The sequence below is a fragment of the Kitasatospora sp. MAA4 genome (assembly GCF_029893355.1).
In the GTDB taxonomy this organism is placed as follows: Bacteria; Actinomycetota; Actinomycetes; order Streptomycetales; family Streptomycetaceae; genus Kitasatospora.
This window is the reverse complement of sequence record NZ_JARZAI010000022.1, coordinates 106,354-119,651: the sequence shown is the minus strand read 5'-3', so window position 1 is coordinate 119,651 and position 13,298 is coordinate 106,354. Positions and strand designations below refer to the sequence as shown.

At 69.3% G+C, this 13,298-nt stretch carries 16 protein-coding genes; 8 read left to right on the top strand and 8 right to left on the bottom strand.

Annotated features, from left to right (window positions below; translation table 11 throughout):
• Positions 1-66 precede the first annotated feature (66 nt).
• On the top strand, positions 67-615 hold the full coding sequence (locus P3T37_RS26855; RefSeq protein ID WP_280726461.1) for a VanZ family protein: 549 nt from the start codon (positions 67-69) through the stop codon (positions 613-615).
• A 189-nt stretch (positions 616-804) separates the two neighbouring features.
• On the top strand, positions 805-987 hold the full coding sequence (locus P3T37_RS26850; RefSeq protein WP_280726460.1) for a PspC domain-containing protein: 183 nt from the start codon (positions 805-807) through the stop codon (positions 985-987).
• An 83-nt stretch (positions 988-1,070) separates the two neighbouring features.
• Here the strand turns inward: P3T37_RS26850 and P3T37_RS26845 are convergent, their stop codons facing one another.
• The 3 genes from P3T37_RS26845 to P3T37_RS26835 form a co-directional block, all read right to left on the bottom strand.
• Positions 1,071-1,490: a hypothetical protein gene (locus tag P3T37_RS26845; protein WP_280726459.1), complete on the bottom strand. Its 420-nt coding sequence runs from the start codon at positions 1,488-1,490 to the stop codon at positions 1,071-1,073.
• A 212-nt stretch (positions 1,491-1,702) separates the two neighbouring features.
• Positions 1,703-2,851, bottom strand: a complete 1,149-nt coding sequence (locus P3T37_RS26840) for an adenosine deaminase (protein WP_280726458.1) — start codon at positions 2,849-2,851, stop codon at positions 1,703-1,705.
• A gap of 107 nt (positions 2,852-2,958) precedes the next feature.
• Positions 2,959-3,921 carry a LysR family transcriptional regulator gene (locus P3T37_RS26835; protein ID WP_280726457.1) on the bottom strand — a complete coding sequence of 321 codons (963 nt, stop codon included), beginning with the start codon at positions 3,919-3,921 and terminating at the stop codon, positions 2,959-2,961.
• A 64-nt stretch (positions 3,922-3,985) separates the two neighbouring features.
• On the opposite strand from P3T37_RS26835, the gene P3T37_RS26830 reads away from it, so the two are divergent.
• Positions 3,986-5,272 (top strand): MFS transporter, encoded by a 1,287-nt coding sequence (locus P3T37_RS26830; protein ID WP_280726456.1) that lies wholly within the window; start codon positions 3,986-3,988, stop codon positions 5,270-5,272.
• Positions 5,269-5,805, top strand: coding sequence for a Uma2 family endonuclease (locus P3T37_RS26825; protein ID WP_280726455.1), 537 nt, complete (start codon positions 5,269-5,271; stop codon positions 5,803-5,805). Before P3T37_RS26830 ends, P3T37_RS26825 begins: the two co-directional genes overlap by 4 nt.
• Positions 5,806-5,837: 32 nt before the next feature.
• On the opposite strand, the gene P3T37_RS26820 is transcribed toward P3T37_RS26825, so the two are convergent.
• From P3T37_RS26820 to P3T37_RS26810, 3 genes are all read right to left on the bottom strand, one after another.
• A complete protein-coding gene (locus tag P3T37_RS26820; protein ID WP_280726454.1) occupies positions 5,838-6,149 on the bottom strand; it encodes a hypothetical protein in 312 nt (103 codons plus the stop codon).
• Positions 6,150-6,249: 100 nt separating this feature from the next.
• Positions 6,250-6,459: a hypothetical protein gene (locus P3T37_RS26815; protein ID WP_280726453.1), complete on the bottom strand. Its 210-nt coding sequence runs from the start codon at positions 6,457-6,459 to the stop codon at positions 6,250-6,252.
• Positions 6,456-6,758: a hypothetical protein gene (locus P3T37_RS26810; protein WP_280726452.1), complete on the bottom strand. Its 303-nt coding sequence runs from the start codon at positions 6,756-6,758 to the stop codon at positions 6,456-6,458. The genes P3T37_RS26815 and P3T37_RS26810 overlap by 4 nt, the downstream gene beginning before the upstream one ends.
• A 135-nt stretch (positions 6,759-6,893) precedes the next feature.
• Between P3T37_RS26810 and P3T37_RS26805 the strand changes: the two genes are divergently transcribed.
• The 3 genes from P3T37_RS26805 to P3T37_RS26795 all read left to right on the top strand — a co-directional run bounded on the left by P3T37_RS26805 (position 6,894) and on the right by P3T37_RS26795 (position 10,506).
• Positions 6,894-7,244: a helix-turn-helix transcriptional regulator gene (locus P3T37_RS26805; protein WP_280726451.1), complete on the top strand. Its 351-nt coding sequence runs from the start codon at positions 6,894-6,896 to the stop codon at positions 7,242-7,244.
• A 638-nt stretch (positions 7,245-7,882) separates the two neighbouring features.
• Positions 7,883-9,619, top strand: coding sequence for a group II intron reverse transcriptase/maturase (gene ltrA / locus P3T37_RS26800; RefSeq protein ID WP_280726450.1), 1,737 nt, complete (start codon positions 7,883-7,885; stop codon positions 9,617-9,619).
• Between the two features lie 653 nt (positions 9,620-10,272).
• Positions 10,273-10,506, top strand: a complete 234-nt coding sequence (locus P3T37_RS26795) for a DUF397 domain-containing protein (protein WP_280726449.1) — start codon at positions 10,273-10,275, stop codon at positions 10,504-10,506.
• On the opposite strand, the gene P3T37_RS26790 is transcribed toward P3T37_RS26795, so the two are convergent.
• Positions 10,501-10,668, bottom strand: coding sequence for a hypothetical protein (locus tag P3T37_RS26790; protein ID WP_280726448.1), 168 nt, complete (start codon positions 10,666-10,668; stop codon positions 10,501-10,503). The genes P3T37_RS26795 and P3T37_RS26790 overlap by 6 nt on opposite strands.
• Positions 10,669-10,771: 103 nt before the next feature.
• The gene (locus P3T37_RS26785) at positions 10,772-11,497 is read right to left on the bottom strand and encodes a dienelactone hydrolase family protein (protein WP_280726447.1); all 726 of its coding nucleotides are present in this window, start codon (positions 11,495-11,497) and stop codon (positions 10,772-10,774) included.
• Positions 11,498-12,083: 586 nt separating this feature from the next.
• Here P3T37_RS26785 and P3T37_RS26780 point away from each other — a divergent pair.
• On the top strand, positions 12,084-13,094 hold the full coding sequence (locus P3T37_RS26780; RefSeq protein WP_026058724.1) for a quinone oxidoreductase: 1,011 nt from the start codon (positions 12,084-12,086) through the stop codon (positions 13,092-13,094).
• Positions 13,095-13,298: the final 204 nt, after the last annotated feature.

Here is a 13,298-nt window from a genome sequence, read left to right as displayed (position 1 = left end):
TCACCCGGGCCGAACCCGTGGCGCCCGCAGGATCCCGTACACCGGACCGCCCGGATCGCCGGGCTGGTGCTGCTCGCGCTCTTCCTCGGCCTGAGCTGCTGGCTGGCTCTGCGCACCACCGCGACCGGCTGGGCGGAAGACACCACGCTGACGCCGTTCGACTCGGTCCGCCAGGCCTTCGAGGACGGCGCTGCCGCCGGACTGCGGCGGCTGGCCGACGGCCTGCTGCCGCTGGCGCCGCTGGGCGTGCTCCTCCCGCTGGCGGGGGGACGGCTGCGGACGGCCTGGCTGCCGTCGTTTGCGCAGGTGGTCGGGGCCACCTCGGTGATCTCCACCGCGCTGGAGTTCCTCCGGACCTCGTGGGCCGGGCAGGTGCTGAACGTCGACGACATGCTGCTCGGGGTGATCGGTGCCGGGCTGCTGCATCTGGCGGTGGTGCCCTCCGGGCGCGCGCTGCTGCGTGCACGCCTCGCGGCCGAGCGCGCGCCGAGCCCGTCGAGCCCGTCGGAGCCGCCCGCAGCGGCCGGCCCCAGGAAGCTCCCCGTCCCGCTCCCCGGCAGCCCGCTGGTCAGCGCGCCGCGCCCGCCGAGCCTGGTCAAGTCCGGCCGGGGCTAAGCCCGACCGGCTCCGGGGAGACCCTGACGGCGACCCCGAGAAGCGGTCGCCGCGCCCCGGGAAGACTCCGGGGTCGCGGATCGACACTGCGGCCGACGTCCGCCCGGGCCCGCCGCCGCAGGATGGTCACAGGCCCCCGGAGCAGCCGGGACAGGGCCAGACAGGACCGCCGACCACTCGGAGCCCGCCATGCGCACCCTCGCCCGCCCCCGCCACAACCGCGTCATCGCCGGCGTCTGCGCCGGGATCGCCGAGCGCTTCGGCCTCGCCGCGTGGACGGTCCGGCTGATCTTCCTGGCGTCCTGCCTGCTGCCCGGACCGCAGTTCCTGATCTACCTGGCCCTGTGGCTGCTGCTCCCGCAGGAGCCGTGACTACCCCGAGGTCCCCGAAACGCCGACAGGGCCGCCCGTTCTGCACTTCGCAGAACAGCCGACCCTGCCAGCCCGATCGACCGTCAGCCGATACCGCCGAGGCCGCTGACCGGCGCAACGCCGCCCGCCAGGCCCGCGACCGGGCCGGGGAGCTTGTTGGCCACGCCCGTCAGCGCACCGGTCGGCAGCCCGCCGGCCCGCGTCGCACCGGCCGGAGCGTCGGCAGCCGGAGCAGCCGGGGCCGGAGCGTCGGCGGCGGGCGCCGCGGCGGCCGGGGCGCCGGCGCTCGGGTTGAGCGTGCCCATGGTCTGCGCGACCGGGCCGCCGACCGCGGGGGTCTTGCTCAGCGTGCCGGTGGCGCCGCTCAGGCTGCTGGTGTCCAGCGGGGCACCGAGCCCGAGACCGCCGGCCCCGGCGGCAGCGGAGGCGGAACCGGCCGCGACCGCAGCGAGCGCGACGCCGAGCGCGGCGGTACCGGCGACCTTCAGAGTGGCCTGCTTCATGAGTGCGTCCTCGTGTCCTCGTCGGTCCGGCGCACGGACGGCCACCAGGGCCATCGCCGAGGCGGCCGCCGAAGCGAACGCCGCTGCACCGTGTCATCAGTGACTGGCTCACCGTAGACACGGTGCTGCGTGTGGACCAAAGGCGCGTAACCCGTTCGGATTACTCGTCAGACAGTCCGATCAGCTGACTTTCAAAGCCTGCTGACCCTGCGTCAGACAGAGGTCCCGAACAGCCACTCGGCCTTGAGCTCGGCGTAGCCGGGCTTGATCACGTCGTTGATCATGGCGAGCCGCTCGTCGAACGGGAGGAACGCCGACTTCATGGCGTTGGTGGAGAACCAGGACATGTCGTCCAGGGTGTAGTCGAAGGCCTCCACCAGGTGCGCGAACTCCTGGCTCATGCTGGTCCCGCTCATCAGCCGGTTGTCGGTGTTGACGGTGACCCGGAACTTCAGCCGGCTGAGCAGCCCGATCGGATGCTCGGCGTACGAACTCGCCGCCGCCGTCTGGAGGTTGGAGGTCGGGCACATCTCCAGCGGGATCCGCTTGTCGCGCACGTACGCGGCCAGCCGGCCCAGCGTGACGGTGCCGTCGTCGTTGACCGTGATGTCGTCGATGATCCGCACGCCGTGGCCGAGCCGGTCGGCGCCGCAGCACTGCAGGGCCTCCCAGATCGACGGCAGGCCGAAGGCCTCGCCCGCGTGGATGGTGAAGTGGTTGTTCTCGCCCTTGAGGTAGTCGAAGGCGCCCTGGTGGCGGGTCGGCGGGTGGCCGGCCTCCGCGCCCGCGATGTCGAAGCCGACGACGCCCTGGTCGCGGTAGCGGTTGGCCAGCTCGGCGATCTCCTGCGAGCGGGCGGCGTGCCGCATCGCGGTGAGCAGGGTGCCGACCCGGATCCGGCGGCCGTTCGCCTTGGCGTTGGCCTCACCGAGGCGGAAGCCCGCGTTGACCGCCTCGACGACCTCGTCGAGGGTCAGCCCGGCCTCCAGGTGCTGCTCGGGGGCGTAGCGCACCTCGGCGTAGACCACGCCGTCGGCGGCCAGGTCCTCGGCGCAGTCGGCGGCGACCTTGACCAGCGCCTCGCGGGTCTGCATGACGGCGCAGGTGTGCGCGAAGGTCTCCAGGTAGCGGACGAGGGAGCCGGAGTCGGCGGCCTCACGGAACCAGATGCCCAGCTTGGCCGGGTCGGTGGTGGGGAGCCCCTGGTAGCCGCAGGCGGCCGCCAGCTCGACGATGGTCTCGGGGCGCAGGCCGCCGTCCAGGTGGTCGTGCAGCAGCACCTTCGGTGCCCGCTTGATCTGGTCGGCGGTGGGGATACGCGGGGCCGTGGTGCCCGCGGGGACAGGGATCTGCTTTTCCATTGCGGGAGTGTAGCCCCTACGCGCGTAGAATCCTATCCGCCACGCTGCCCCAGCGCGCTCCGTTCATCACCGTTCAGTCGTGTGTCCGGTCGTGTGTCCAGTCGTGTTCAGTCGTGTTCCAGCAGGCGGCCGCGCCGGGCGAGCACGAAGTCCCGGAACGCCTCCACCGGTGGCGTCAGCGGGCGGCCCGCCGGCCAGGCGAGACCGATCGCCCGCCGGGTCCGCGGCGCCGTCACCTCCAGCTCGACCACGCCCGGACGCGGCACCAGACCCGGCGGCAGCAGCGCCACCCCGAGGCCCGCCGCGACCAGTCCGCGCAGCGTCTCCACCTCCTCGCCCTCGAAGGCGATCCGCGGCGCGAACCCGGCCTGCTCGCAGAACTCGTCGGTGATCAGCCGCAGTCCGTACCCCGGTTCGACCGCGACGAACGGCTCCTCGGCGACCTCCGCCAGGCGGATCCGACGCCGCCCCGCCAAGCGGTGGTCGGACGATACGACCAGGTAGAGCCGCTGCTCGTCGAGCGGACGGGTGATCAGGTCCGGCACGTCCGGGATCGGCGAGACCAGGCAGAGGTCCAGCTCGCCCGCCCGCATCCGCCCGAGCATCGCGGCCACGTAGTCCTGGGCCAGCTGGAAGCGCACCTGGGGATACTCGGCCCGGAACCCGCGCAGCAGCGCCGGGACGGCGTCCGTCCCCAGGGTGTGGAGGAAGCCGAAGGCCACCCGCCCCGACACCGGGTCGGCCTCCGCGCGGACCGCCTCCGCGCCGCGCTCGACCTCCGCCAGCGCCCGCTCCACCGCGTCGAGCAGCAACCGCCCGGCCCGGGTGAGCCGGACCGTACGGCCCTGCCGGACCAGCAGCGCGACCCCCAGCTCCTCCTCGAGACGGGCCACCGCCCGGGACAGCGTGGGCTGCGGCATACCGAGCAACTGGGCGGCCCGGGTGACGTGTTCGATCCTGGCCACCGCCGCGAACTGGGCCAGCCGCGGCGCGAGCAGCACCGCCGGAGCGTCCGGATCGAGTTCGGCGAGGCGCGGCTGCGGGGTACCGGAAGTAGATTCATACGTCACCGCATGGATTATCCGGTTCTCATGTATTGGACGCATCAGAACGGACAGGTCTAGCGTCGTTGCCATGCCTCCCGCCAGTACCGGGGCAGCCACTGCCGTGGGTGCCCTTCCCCTGTCGTCCCCCGCCGCCGACCTGCGCCTGCGCCCCGGCTCGCGCGACTTCCGGCGCTCCAACCTCGCGCTGTTCGCCGCCGGCATCGCCACCTTCGTCCTGCTGTACTCCACCCAGGGCCTGCTGCCGCTGCTCTCCAGCGGCCTCCACCTCACCCCGGGCCAGGCCAGCTGGACCGCCTCGGCCGCCACCCTCGGACTCGCCCTGGCGCTGCTCCCGGCCAGCGCACTCTCCGACCGGTACGGGCGCACGGCCGTGATGACCGGGTCGGTGGTCGCCGCCTCGGTGATCGCGCTGGCCCTGCCGTTCGCCCCCGGCCTGGGCGCGCTGGTCGCCCTGCGGGTACTTCAGGGCGCCGCGCTGGCCGGACTGCCCGCCACCGCGATGGCCTACCTGGCCGAGGAGGTGCACCCGAGCGCGCTGGCCTCCGCGATGGGCCTGTACGTGGCCGGCAACAGCATCGGCGGGATGGGCGGCCGGCTGGTCTCCGGCTGGGTCGGCGCCGCCTGGGGCTGGCGCTGGGGACTGGCCGCCTCCGCCCTGCTCGCGCTGCTCGCCGCCGTCGCGTTCCGGCTGCTGATCCCCACCGCCCGGCACTTCCGGCGCACCCCCGTGGACGCCCGCGCGCTGGCCGGAACGATCTCCGCCCACCTGCGCAACCCGCTGCTGCTGCGGCTGTACGCGCTCGGCATGCTGTTCATGGCGGTCTTCGGCGCGGTCTACAACACGGTCGGTTTCCGGTTGATCGCCGCGCCCTTCGACCTGCCGCAGTCGGTCGCCGCCTCGATCTTCGTGGTCTACCTGGTCGGCACCGCCGCCTCGGCCGGCGCCGGCCGCCTCGCCGCCCGGCTCGGACGACGCGGCGCGCTCTACGTGGCGATCGGCCTGACCACGGCCGGCCTCCTGCTCTCACTGGCCGACTCGCTGCCCTGCGCCCTGCTCGGCCTGGTCCTGATCACCGCCGGCTTCTTCGCCGGCCACGCCACCGCCTCCTCCTCCGTCGGCCGCACCGCCCAACACGGCCGCGCCCAGGCCTCCGCGCTCTACCTGATCGCCTACTACCTCGGCAACAGCCTCGGCGGCACCCTCGGCGCCGACGCCTACCACTCAGTCGGCTGGCCCGGCTCGGCAACGGTCGGCCTGATCGCCATGACCCTGGCCGCAGGCGTCACCCTCTACGCGACCCGTCAGGCAATGGCGAGTCGGCGGGTCCCGGCCACGGCTACTCTGCGCACATGAGCACCAGCCCGGCGGCCTACGCCAGACTCCGCGCAGCCGCCGAGCGGGTGGCGGCCTACGGAAAAGTCGAAATCGCCGACGGCCAGGTCGTACTGAGCCTGCCCCCGACGGCCGCCCATGCCGAAGCGGCACACCACGTCGCCGACCAACTGCGCGCCCAACTCCCCCGCACCCACCCCCGGCACACCGTCCATCTCGGCAGCACCGTGGAGTGTCCGGGACTGCGACGGCTGTACCGACCGGACGTCACGGTGGCACCGATCAACGCGATCGAACCGCACGCGGTCCTCCTGGTCACCGAGGTGGTCCCCCGGTCCAACCCCTCCCGCGCCTACGACGCCAAGGTCCGCGACTACGCCACCATGGGCATCCCGCTCTACCTCCTGGTCGACCCCCGCGACGGCACCGGCATCGCGCACTCCCAACCCGGCTACACCGCCCGCGAGAAGTTCGCCTTCGGCGACGAAATCACCGTCGGCCCGTGGATCCTCGACACGAGCGTCCTGCTCACCTACGGCCGCGAGTCGGACTGACTTCTCAGTCCGTGGCCTTGGGTGGCCAGCGCTCACTCCGCGACCTCGCGCATGGGCAACGGCCCGAGGTCGCCGTCAGGCTCGCGGGTGAGGATGGCGAGTAGGGCGGGGTCCGCGTAGATCTCGGCAGTGTGCCGCCATTGGGTCAGCAGGAGCGCGATCGGGGCCAGGCTGTCCAATGCCGCTGCGCCTCGCGCCGTGTCCACCAGCTCGGAGAGCAGGGTGTCGACGTCCTCGGCGGGCAGAAACGTGCACCCCGGCAGGGCTTCGGGCAGCGCCTGGCGGAGGGCAGCGATGTTCTCGGTTCGCACCAGCCCGGCCAGCAGGCGAGGGATGAAGTCCATGACTGTCGTCCCACTCTCTCAGGACCGCAGGGTCAAGGCGAGGAGTATGGCAAGGATGTCGAGGACTCCAGCGACGGAGACCGCGTAGACGGTGAGTCGGTCAGTGGTCATGATCACCCGTGGCCGCCCGGATGACCTGCGCGAGCTGCGTGATCTCGTCCGGGTGGAGGGGTCGGAGTTGGACGAGGACTTCGCCGGCCGCAGTGATCCGCCAGCCGTCGTCCAGCGGGTCGAGGTCGAGACCCGCGCGGGCGACGGCGGAGTTCAGCTCGGCGGCGGAGGCGGCCGCCTGGCGGCGCAGAGGGTTCACCGGGCCGCCTCGATCCAACGGACGTCGACCGCCCACTCGACGCCGCCGCGCTCGGGACGCAGGTAGACCAGCGGACCGATCTGCTCCATGAACACGCCGGGGCGCCGATTGAGCGCGTCGTGGACCAACTCCCCCACCCGGGTGGGCGTGTAGCAGTCCACCGGCGGACGGGCTCCCGGGGCGGGAGCGAGGGTGGGGTACGGCGAGGTGAGGCGGAGTGCAGCCTCGGGTCTGCCGCCGCAGGCGCCCGGGCACTCGCAATCGGGCAGGCTGCTGGCGAAGAGGGACGAGCGGGCCACGGGAGTCCTCCTGAGGGGGCGGGGGAGCAACGGAACGGTGGATTCGCCGATTCCGGCGACGCTCAGTCTCCCTGCGTGATAGATCGGTTACAAGCAGTTGCCGATGACTCCTGCGCAGCGTATTGGGAGACGATCATGGCCACACGGAGGCCCACGCTGGACGGTCCGTCGCGTTCTTCGACTGGGCAGCCGAAGACCTGGGGCGAAGTGCTCAAGGAGCACCGGGAAAGGGCCGGACTGACCCAGGCCGAGCTGGCCGACATGGTGGTCACGCACCAGACGACGATCAGCCACCTGGAGAGCGGGCGCACGGCCCCAACTCGAAAGTGGGCCAAGCTGCTTGACGAAGCCCTGGGAAGCGGTGGCCATCTGCTCACCGCCTTCGAGCTGGTGTCGCCGTACCTGTCCGCGCCGCACCCGAACTGGGACTGGTTGTGCGACATGAAAGTCGCCGTGAATGAGAGGAATGAGCTAGTGAGAAGCTGATTCTCTGACCTGTGACCGACGGTCAGTCCCCAGCCTCCGGTGCCGAGGAGTAATCCGAGGTGCTAAGCGGAGGTGGTCAAGCTCAAGAGTTCTGCGGGCCATCGCGGAGCAACAAGCGAAGGGGAAGTCCGGACGGGTGAACACATGTGAACCTTCAACATAAAGAGTCGTTACCCAAGACATCGCGTCAATGGTCTGTTAGCGGTGATGGAAGCTCCCGACGTTGGAATGGCGTCATGCGACGTGGACCCAGAACCTAGGGTCATGGGCCGTAGCTAGCCCGCGCGTAGGTCACCGCAGGAGTCGGCTCAGAGAAGGCACCCACCCCGGACGCAACTCATCACAGCGGAACATGGAAACCCCGTACGGGTCCGGCCTAGTCAGCCGGTAAGCCGGAGGCAACGAAGGCCTAATCCCTGTGCGGGACAGGATGGTTCGAGAAGCGAATGCCGCCTGGGCGAAAGTCCAGGGGAAAGGGATGGTCGCTCAGGGTCCTCACTCCTGACCTTCCTATAACCCGGCGGATACCGGCCACATGGTCGGACCCAAAAGGGAGCCCACGCGAACCAGGTGGACTCTGAAGCAACAATGAGCAAATCCTCGCACGTTGGCACAAGTTAGACAGGAGGGAACCGCAGATGGAGACAGATGCTCAAGGCCCCCTTCTGAACGGACCCAGCGGCGACCTGAGCGATTCCGAATTCTGGGCCAGTATCGACTGGAAGGCGGAATACCAGACCGTAGAGAGGCTGCGTCAGCGGATCTTCAGGGCCACAAGGGAAGGAAACCTGAAGCAGGTGCGCAACCTGCAAAAGCTCATGCTGCGATCCCGCGCGAACACTGTGACAAGTGTCCGACGGGTGGCCCAGATGAGCACCGGTAAAGAGACGGCGGGGGTCGATGGGGCTACTGCGCTGACCCCGACGACCCGGGGACGACTGGCACGACAGCTTCTTGTCAGCCCGGAGATCCCAGCATCGCCCGTCAAACGTGTGTTCATTCCCAAGGCAAACGGCAAGACCCGACCACTGGGCATCCCTGTCATTCGTGACCGCGCCAACCAGGCAAGAGTGAAGAACGCACTCGAACCGGAGTGGGAGGCACGGTTCGAAGGACGGAGCTACGGGTTCCGGCCGGGTCGGGGCTGTCATGACGCGATCCAAGCGATCTTCCAAGTGACAGCCCAGAAGGGTGCCAAGAAGCTCGTCGTTCTCGACGCAGACCTCGCGGCGGCCTTCGACCGGATCAGCCATGACCACCTGATGAGCGCCGTCGGCCTGTTCCCAGGCCGGCGACACATCAATGGGTGGCTCAAGGCTGGGGTCCTTGAGCAGGGCAGGTTCGCAATGACGACCGAGGGCACACCGCAAGGCGGTGTCATCAGTCCTCTGCTGCTGAACGTAGCGCTGCATGGAATGGGTGAGGCGATCGGGGCCAATCACAGCCAGAGAGGCACCCGCACGCACTCACCGACCCTCATTCGATACGCCGACGACTTCGTGGTGCTGTGCGCCACGGAGGAGGAAGCCTGGCAACTTAAAGACAGGCTGGCCGATTGGCTGGCCCCGCGTGGCCTGACCTTCAATGAGGAGAAGACGCAAGTCCGACACCTCAACGACGGGTTCGACTTCTTGGGGTTCAACGTCCGCCGGTACCGGGACAAGCTGATCATCAAACCGAGTGAGGACGCAGTTCGACGTGCACGGAAGCGGATCAGGGACACGATCAGGGAACACTACGGCTCACCGGCCGAGAATCTGATCAGCGCCCTCGGCCCGTTCGTACGTGGATGGTCAACGTACTATCGGCATGTCGTCGCAAAGGTCATGTTCAAGACGCTCGATTCCTACACCTACGAGTGCCTCTGGCGCTGGGCTACGCGGCAACACCGCAGCAAGCCCGGCAAGTGGATCGCTCAGCGGTATTGGGGTCAGTTCAGGCGCGGAAGAGCGGCAAAATGGGTGTTCGGCACTCCCGAACGCCATCTGCCGCATTTCTCCTGGACGAAGATCGTCCGGCACATCCCCGTCAGGGGAGAAGCTTCTAGGGACGATCCAGAGCTCGTCGAGTACTGGGCGATGCGAGCCCGGAAGCGGCTGCCGGAGACCGAGACGAAGACCATCGTCTCGCTGGCCGCTCGCCAGAAGGGGCTGTGCACCAAGTGCGGTACCGACCTGATCGAGGGCGCGGGGTACGACCCCGAGGACGTCAACGATTGGGCGAAGTGGTTCTCTGCCAGATATCGGGGCGTCAACGTGCACCACATCGTTTACCGCAGTCAGGGCGGCTCCGACCGCCTGAGCAACTTGGAAGTCATCCACACGGAATGTCATCGACTCCAGCACGCTGGAGACCGGAAGAAGGGCCTTTACTAGTGGCCGTACTGTCTGCTTGAGCCGGATGCCGTGAAAGTGGCACGTCCGGTTCTGAGGGGGCCGGGTCACGGCAACGTGACCCGGCTACCCGACCGAGGGCTTCACCAAGGCCGAGGCGCAGGCGCGGCGAATCTATGAACTCCAAACCGGCCGCATCTCAGGTCTGTTGCAGACCGAGGTCTACATGCGCGCATTGTTCGTCGCCTCCAACCCTCAGGAGACCGAAGAGCAGATTGACGAGCGCGTCCGTGCCAGACGCGATCGACAGGCCCGACTCTTCACTGCTGACGCGCCGCTACTCGTGAGCATTCTCGACGAGTCAACTCTCAGGCGAGTGGTCGGCTCTCGTGCCGCAATGCGAGACCAGTTGGAACATCTCCTGGTCATGGGCGGCAGGTCGAACGTGATCATCCAGGTCGTCCCCTTCGGAGACGGGGAGAGCGCTCAGATGCCCATGTCAGGAATGGTCATCCTGGAGCTACCGAACGGTCAGAGATCGATCTACTCCGAAAGTCTTTCGCGGGGCCACTTCGTGGAGGACGCCGAGCAGATGAGCCGATACCTCGCTGACTATGATCGGTCGCGCGCGCAGGCTCTGTCACAGACGGAGTCCGCTGAGCTGATTCGGCGCGTTCTGAAGGGACTTGACGACCATGACCCAACCCCTGAACCTGTCAGGCGCGACCTGGACGAAGAGCAGCCACTCCGGTGGCAACAGCGGCAACTGCATCGAGTGGGCCCCCGCGTTCGCATCCCGCGGCGCCGTCCCCGTCCGTGACTCCAAGGACCCCGACGGACCCGCCCTCACCTTCACCCCCACCGCCTGGGCCGCCTTCACCCAGGGTATCCGGGCCGGCGAGTTCGATGAGCGGCACGCGCTGTCATAAGAGATCGACGCCCGGCGCCAGGTGGATGTCCAACTCGGCCTCCAGGGCCGGCGCCAGGCGCTCCAGCAGCGGCAAGGTCGGCACGGTGTCACCGCCCTCGATCTCCGCGATCTGGTGGTGCGCCATGCCAGCCCGGTCCGCCACCGGGCTGAGCCTGGACATGCTCGTCGCCGAGACCTCGCGGACCTGGTGCGCGACCCGGATGCCCCAGAGCTGGACGAAGACGACGACGGCGGGCAGGAGTGAGTATCAGGAGCCGATCGGATCAATCCGTGACGGGCAGGCACTCGGCGAGCAGAGCGACGACGTCACGCCAGGCTCGCTGTGCGTGCCGTGGGTGGTAGCCGACGCCGGGACGCACGGTGTGGTCGACCGTTGGATGGTGGAAGGCGTGCAGGGCGCCGCCGTAGACCACGAGGCGCCAGTCGACGCCCGCGGCCTGCATCTCGGCGGTGAACGCGTCCCGTTGTGCGGGCGCCATGATCGGGTCTTCCGACCCGACCCCGGCCCATACCGGGCAGCGGATGTGCGCCGCCTCGCCGGGTCGGCCCGTGATCAGCCCGTTGACTGTCGCGATCGCGCGCAGGCTGACGCCGTCGCGCCCGAGTTCCAGCGCGATGGCGCCCCCGGTGCCGTAGCCGACGGCGGCTATCCGGTCGGGGTCGGTTCGCGGTTCGGTGCGCAACACGTCGAGCGCCGCGTGGCCGATACCTCGCATCCGGTCGGGGTCGGCGAGCAGCGGCATGCAGCGGGCCAGCATCTCCTCGGGGTCCCCCAAATAGCGCCCACCGTGAAGGTCGAAGGCCAGCGCTACATATCCCAGCTCGGCGAGAGCATCGGCCCTGCGGCGCTCGACGTCGCTGAGCCCCGTGCCCTCTGGTCCGAGCAGCACCGCGGGGCGGCGGTCGACACCGGCCGGGAGCGCGAGGTGCCCGATCATCGTCAAACCGTCGGCCGGATACTCGACCGTACGCGTCGTAATCGTCGTCATGAGTCTGGACGGTACTGACCGTTGCGCCCGCTCGGGGTGGTGTTCACCGATGGCAGACAGCAGTCTGTCCCGACTACAACACCCGGACGCGTCGCCCTCCTGTCGGCACCCGAATCGTCCAGTTGACGGTCGACGACGTGCTCCACGACGGAGAGACCACGCTTCTGCGGCTCGGGGAGCCCGCTTCACCCGTCCCCGCACCAGTCGCGGCCCTGCTGCTGGCCTACATCGCGGACCGCGACAGCATGAACACCGCCACCAACCAGGCATCCCGCTGGCTCTTCCCCAGGCCGCCGAGCCGGCCAGCCGGCCCGCCCGGACCACCTCTCCGCGCTCCTGCGCGAGATCGGCATCCCGGTTGCCGCCGCCCGCGGCGCCGCCATCCGACAGCAACTCCTTGAACTGCCCGCCTGGTGGGTGGCCGTACGGCGGTGCGGAAGCGGCGGGTGGTGCCTTCGTCCACCCTTGACGGCCTCGGTCTCCTGTCCAGACCCTGGTGCAAAGCAGGCGTCTCAGCTCTCGGCGGGGGCGGCGGGCTGGTCTGCGCGCCGGGAATCGGATCGCCATCAACGGGGTTGGTGGGGCCATGCGAGCGATTCAGGTGTACGAAGTGGGCGGTCCCGAGGTGCTGCAGGAGGCCGAGGTGGACCAGCCGCGGCCGGGTCCGGGCGAGGCGATCGTGGAGGTCGCCGCATCCGGGGTCAATTTCCTCGACGTCTACCACCGCGAAGGCCGGTACAGCCTCCCGCTGCCCTTCACCCCGGGCGCTGAGGGCGCCGGCACGGTCGTCGAAGTTGGACCCGGCGTCGCTGACGTCGCAGTCGGGGACCGGGTCGGTTGGGTGGAGATTCCCGGCACGTATGCCGAGCGGGCCGTCGTGGACTCCTCCCGGCTGGTGCCGCTGCCCGACGATATCGGCTTCGAGACAGCCGCCGCCGTGCTCCTCCAAGGCATGACCGCGCACTATCTCGTCAAGGACGCCTACCCGGTTCAGGGGGGCGACACGGTGCTCGTGCATGCGGCTGCTGGTGGCATGGGGCTGCTTTTGACCCAGCTCATCACCCATCTCGGCGGCAGGGTGATCGGCACGACGTCGACCACGGCGAAGGCCGAGCTGGCGAAGCGTGCCGGGGCCGCTGAGGTGATCCTTTCCTCCGCAGTCGACGATCTCGCAGCCGAGGTGAGGCGGCTCAACGGCGGTCAGGGACTGCCGGTTGTCTTCGACGGCGTCGGCGCGCACACCTTCGATGCGAGCCTCGCCAGCCTGCGAACCCGCGGCCATCTCGTGCTCTTCGGCGCGGCAAGTGGTGCCGTGCCTCCGTTTGATCCGATTCGGCTCGCCCACGGCGGTTCGCTGACCCTGATCCGGCCCAGCCTCGGGGACTTCATCGCCGATCGGTCCGAACTGCTCCGACGGGCCGCCGATGTGTTCGAGTGGGTGCGCTCCAAGGCGCTTGAGGTCACCGTAACGGGCCGCTACGCATTGTCCGAGGCCGCCCAGGCCCACAGCGATCTGGAGGCTCGGCGTACCACCGGCAAGCTGCTCGTCGTACCCGACGCGGCCGCTATTGGACGCCGCGAGGAGACGCAGAGCTGATCGCGGGTGGCGAGGTCGGGGATCTTGAAGACTGCGATGTCGAGGGCATGGCCGACCGTCATCGCCAAGATCCCCGACAGCGTCAGGCACTCAGCAGGCCAAGATCAAGTTCTGGCGGGTTTCTGACGTATCTGGGTCACACCCCTTCAAGATCCCTCAGTCGAGACCTGGCTCACCCGGGGCGTACCCGGGGTCCGGCAGGAA

Coding starts and splice junctions, on each gene's coding strand:
- P3T37_RS26850 (WP_280726460.1), top strand. CDS start 805: ATGCGCACCCTCGCCCGCCCCCGCCACAACCGCGTCATCGCCGGCGTC.
- P3T37_RS26845 (WP_280726459.1), bottom strand. CDS start 1,490: ATGAAGCAGGCCACTCTGAAGGTCGCCGGTACCGCCGCGCTCGGCGTC.
- P3T37_RS26840 (WP_280726458.1), bottom strand. CDS start 2,851: ATGGAAAAGCAGATCCCTGTCCCCGCGGGCACCACGGCCCCGCGTATC.
- P3T37_RS26830 (WP_280726456.1), top strand. CDS start 3,986: ATGCCTCCCGCCAGTACCGGGGCAGCCACTGCCGTGGGTGCCCTTCCC.
- P3T37_RS26825 (WP_280726455.1), top strand. CDS start 5,269: ATGAGCACCAGCCCGGCGGCCTACGCCAGACTCCGCGCAGCCGCCGAG.
- P3T37_RS26820 (WP_280726454.1), bottom strand. CDS start 6,149: ATGGACTTCATCCCTCGCCTGCTGGCCGGGCTGGTGCGAACCGAGAAC.
- P3T37_RS26805 (WP_280726451.1), top strand. CDS start 6,894: ATGGCCACACGGAGGCCCACGCTGGACGGTCCGTCGCGTTCTTCGACT.
- ltrA (WP_280726450.1), top strand. CDS start 7,883: ATGGAGACAGATGCTCAAGGCCCCCTTCTGAACGGACCCAGCGGCGAC.
- P3T37_RS26795 (WP_280726449.1), top strand. CDS start 10,273: ATGACCCAACCCCTGAACCTGTCAGGCGCGACCTGGACGAAGAGCAGC.
- P3T37_RS26790 (WP_280726448.1), bottom strand. CDS start 10,668: ATGTCCAGGCTCAGCCCGGTGGCGGACCGGGCTGGCATGGCGCACCAC.
- P3T37_RS26785 (WP_280726447.1), bottom strand. CDS start 11,497: ATGACGACGATTACGACGCGTACGGTCGAGTATCCGGCCGACGGTTTG.
- P3T37_RS26780 (WP_026058724.1), top strand. CDS start 12,084: ATGCGAGCGATTCAGGTGTACGAAGTGGGCGGTCCCGAGGTGCTGCAG.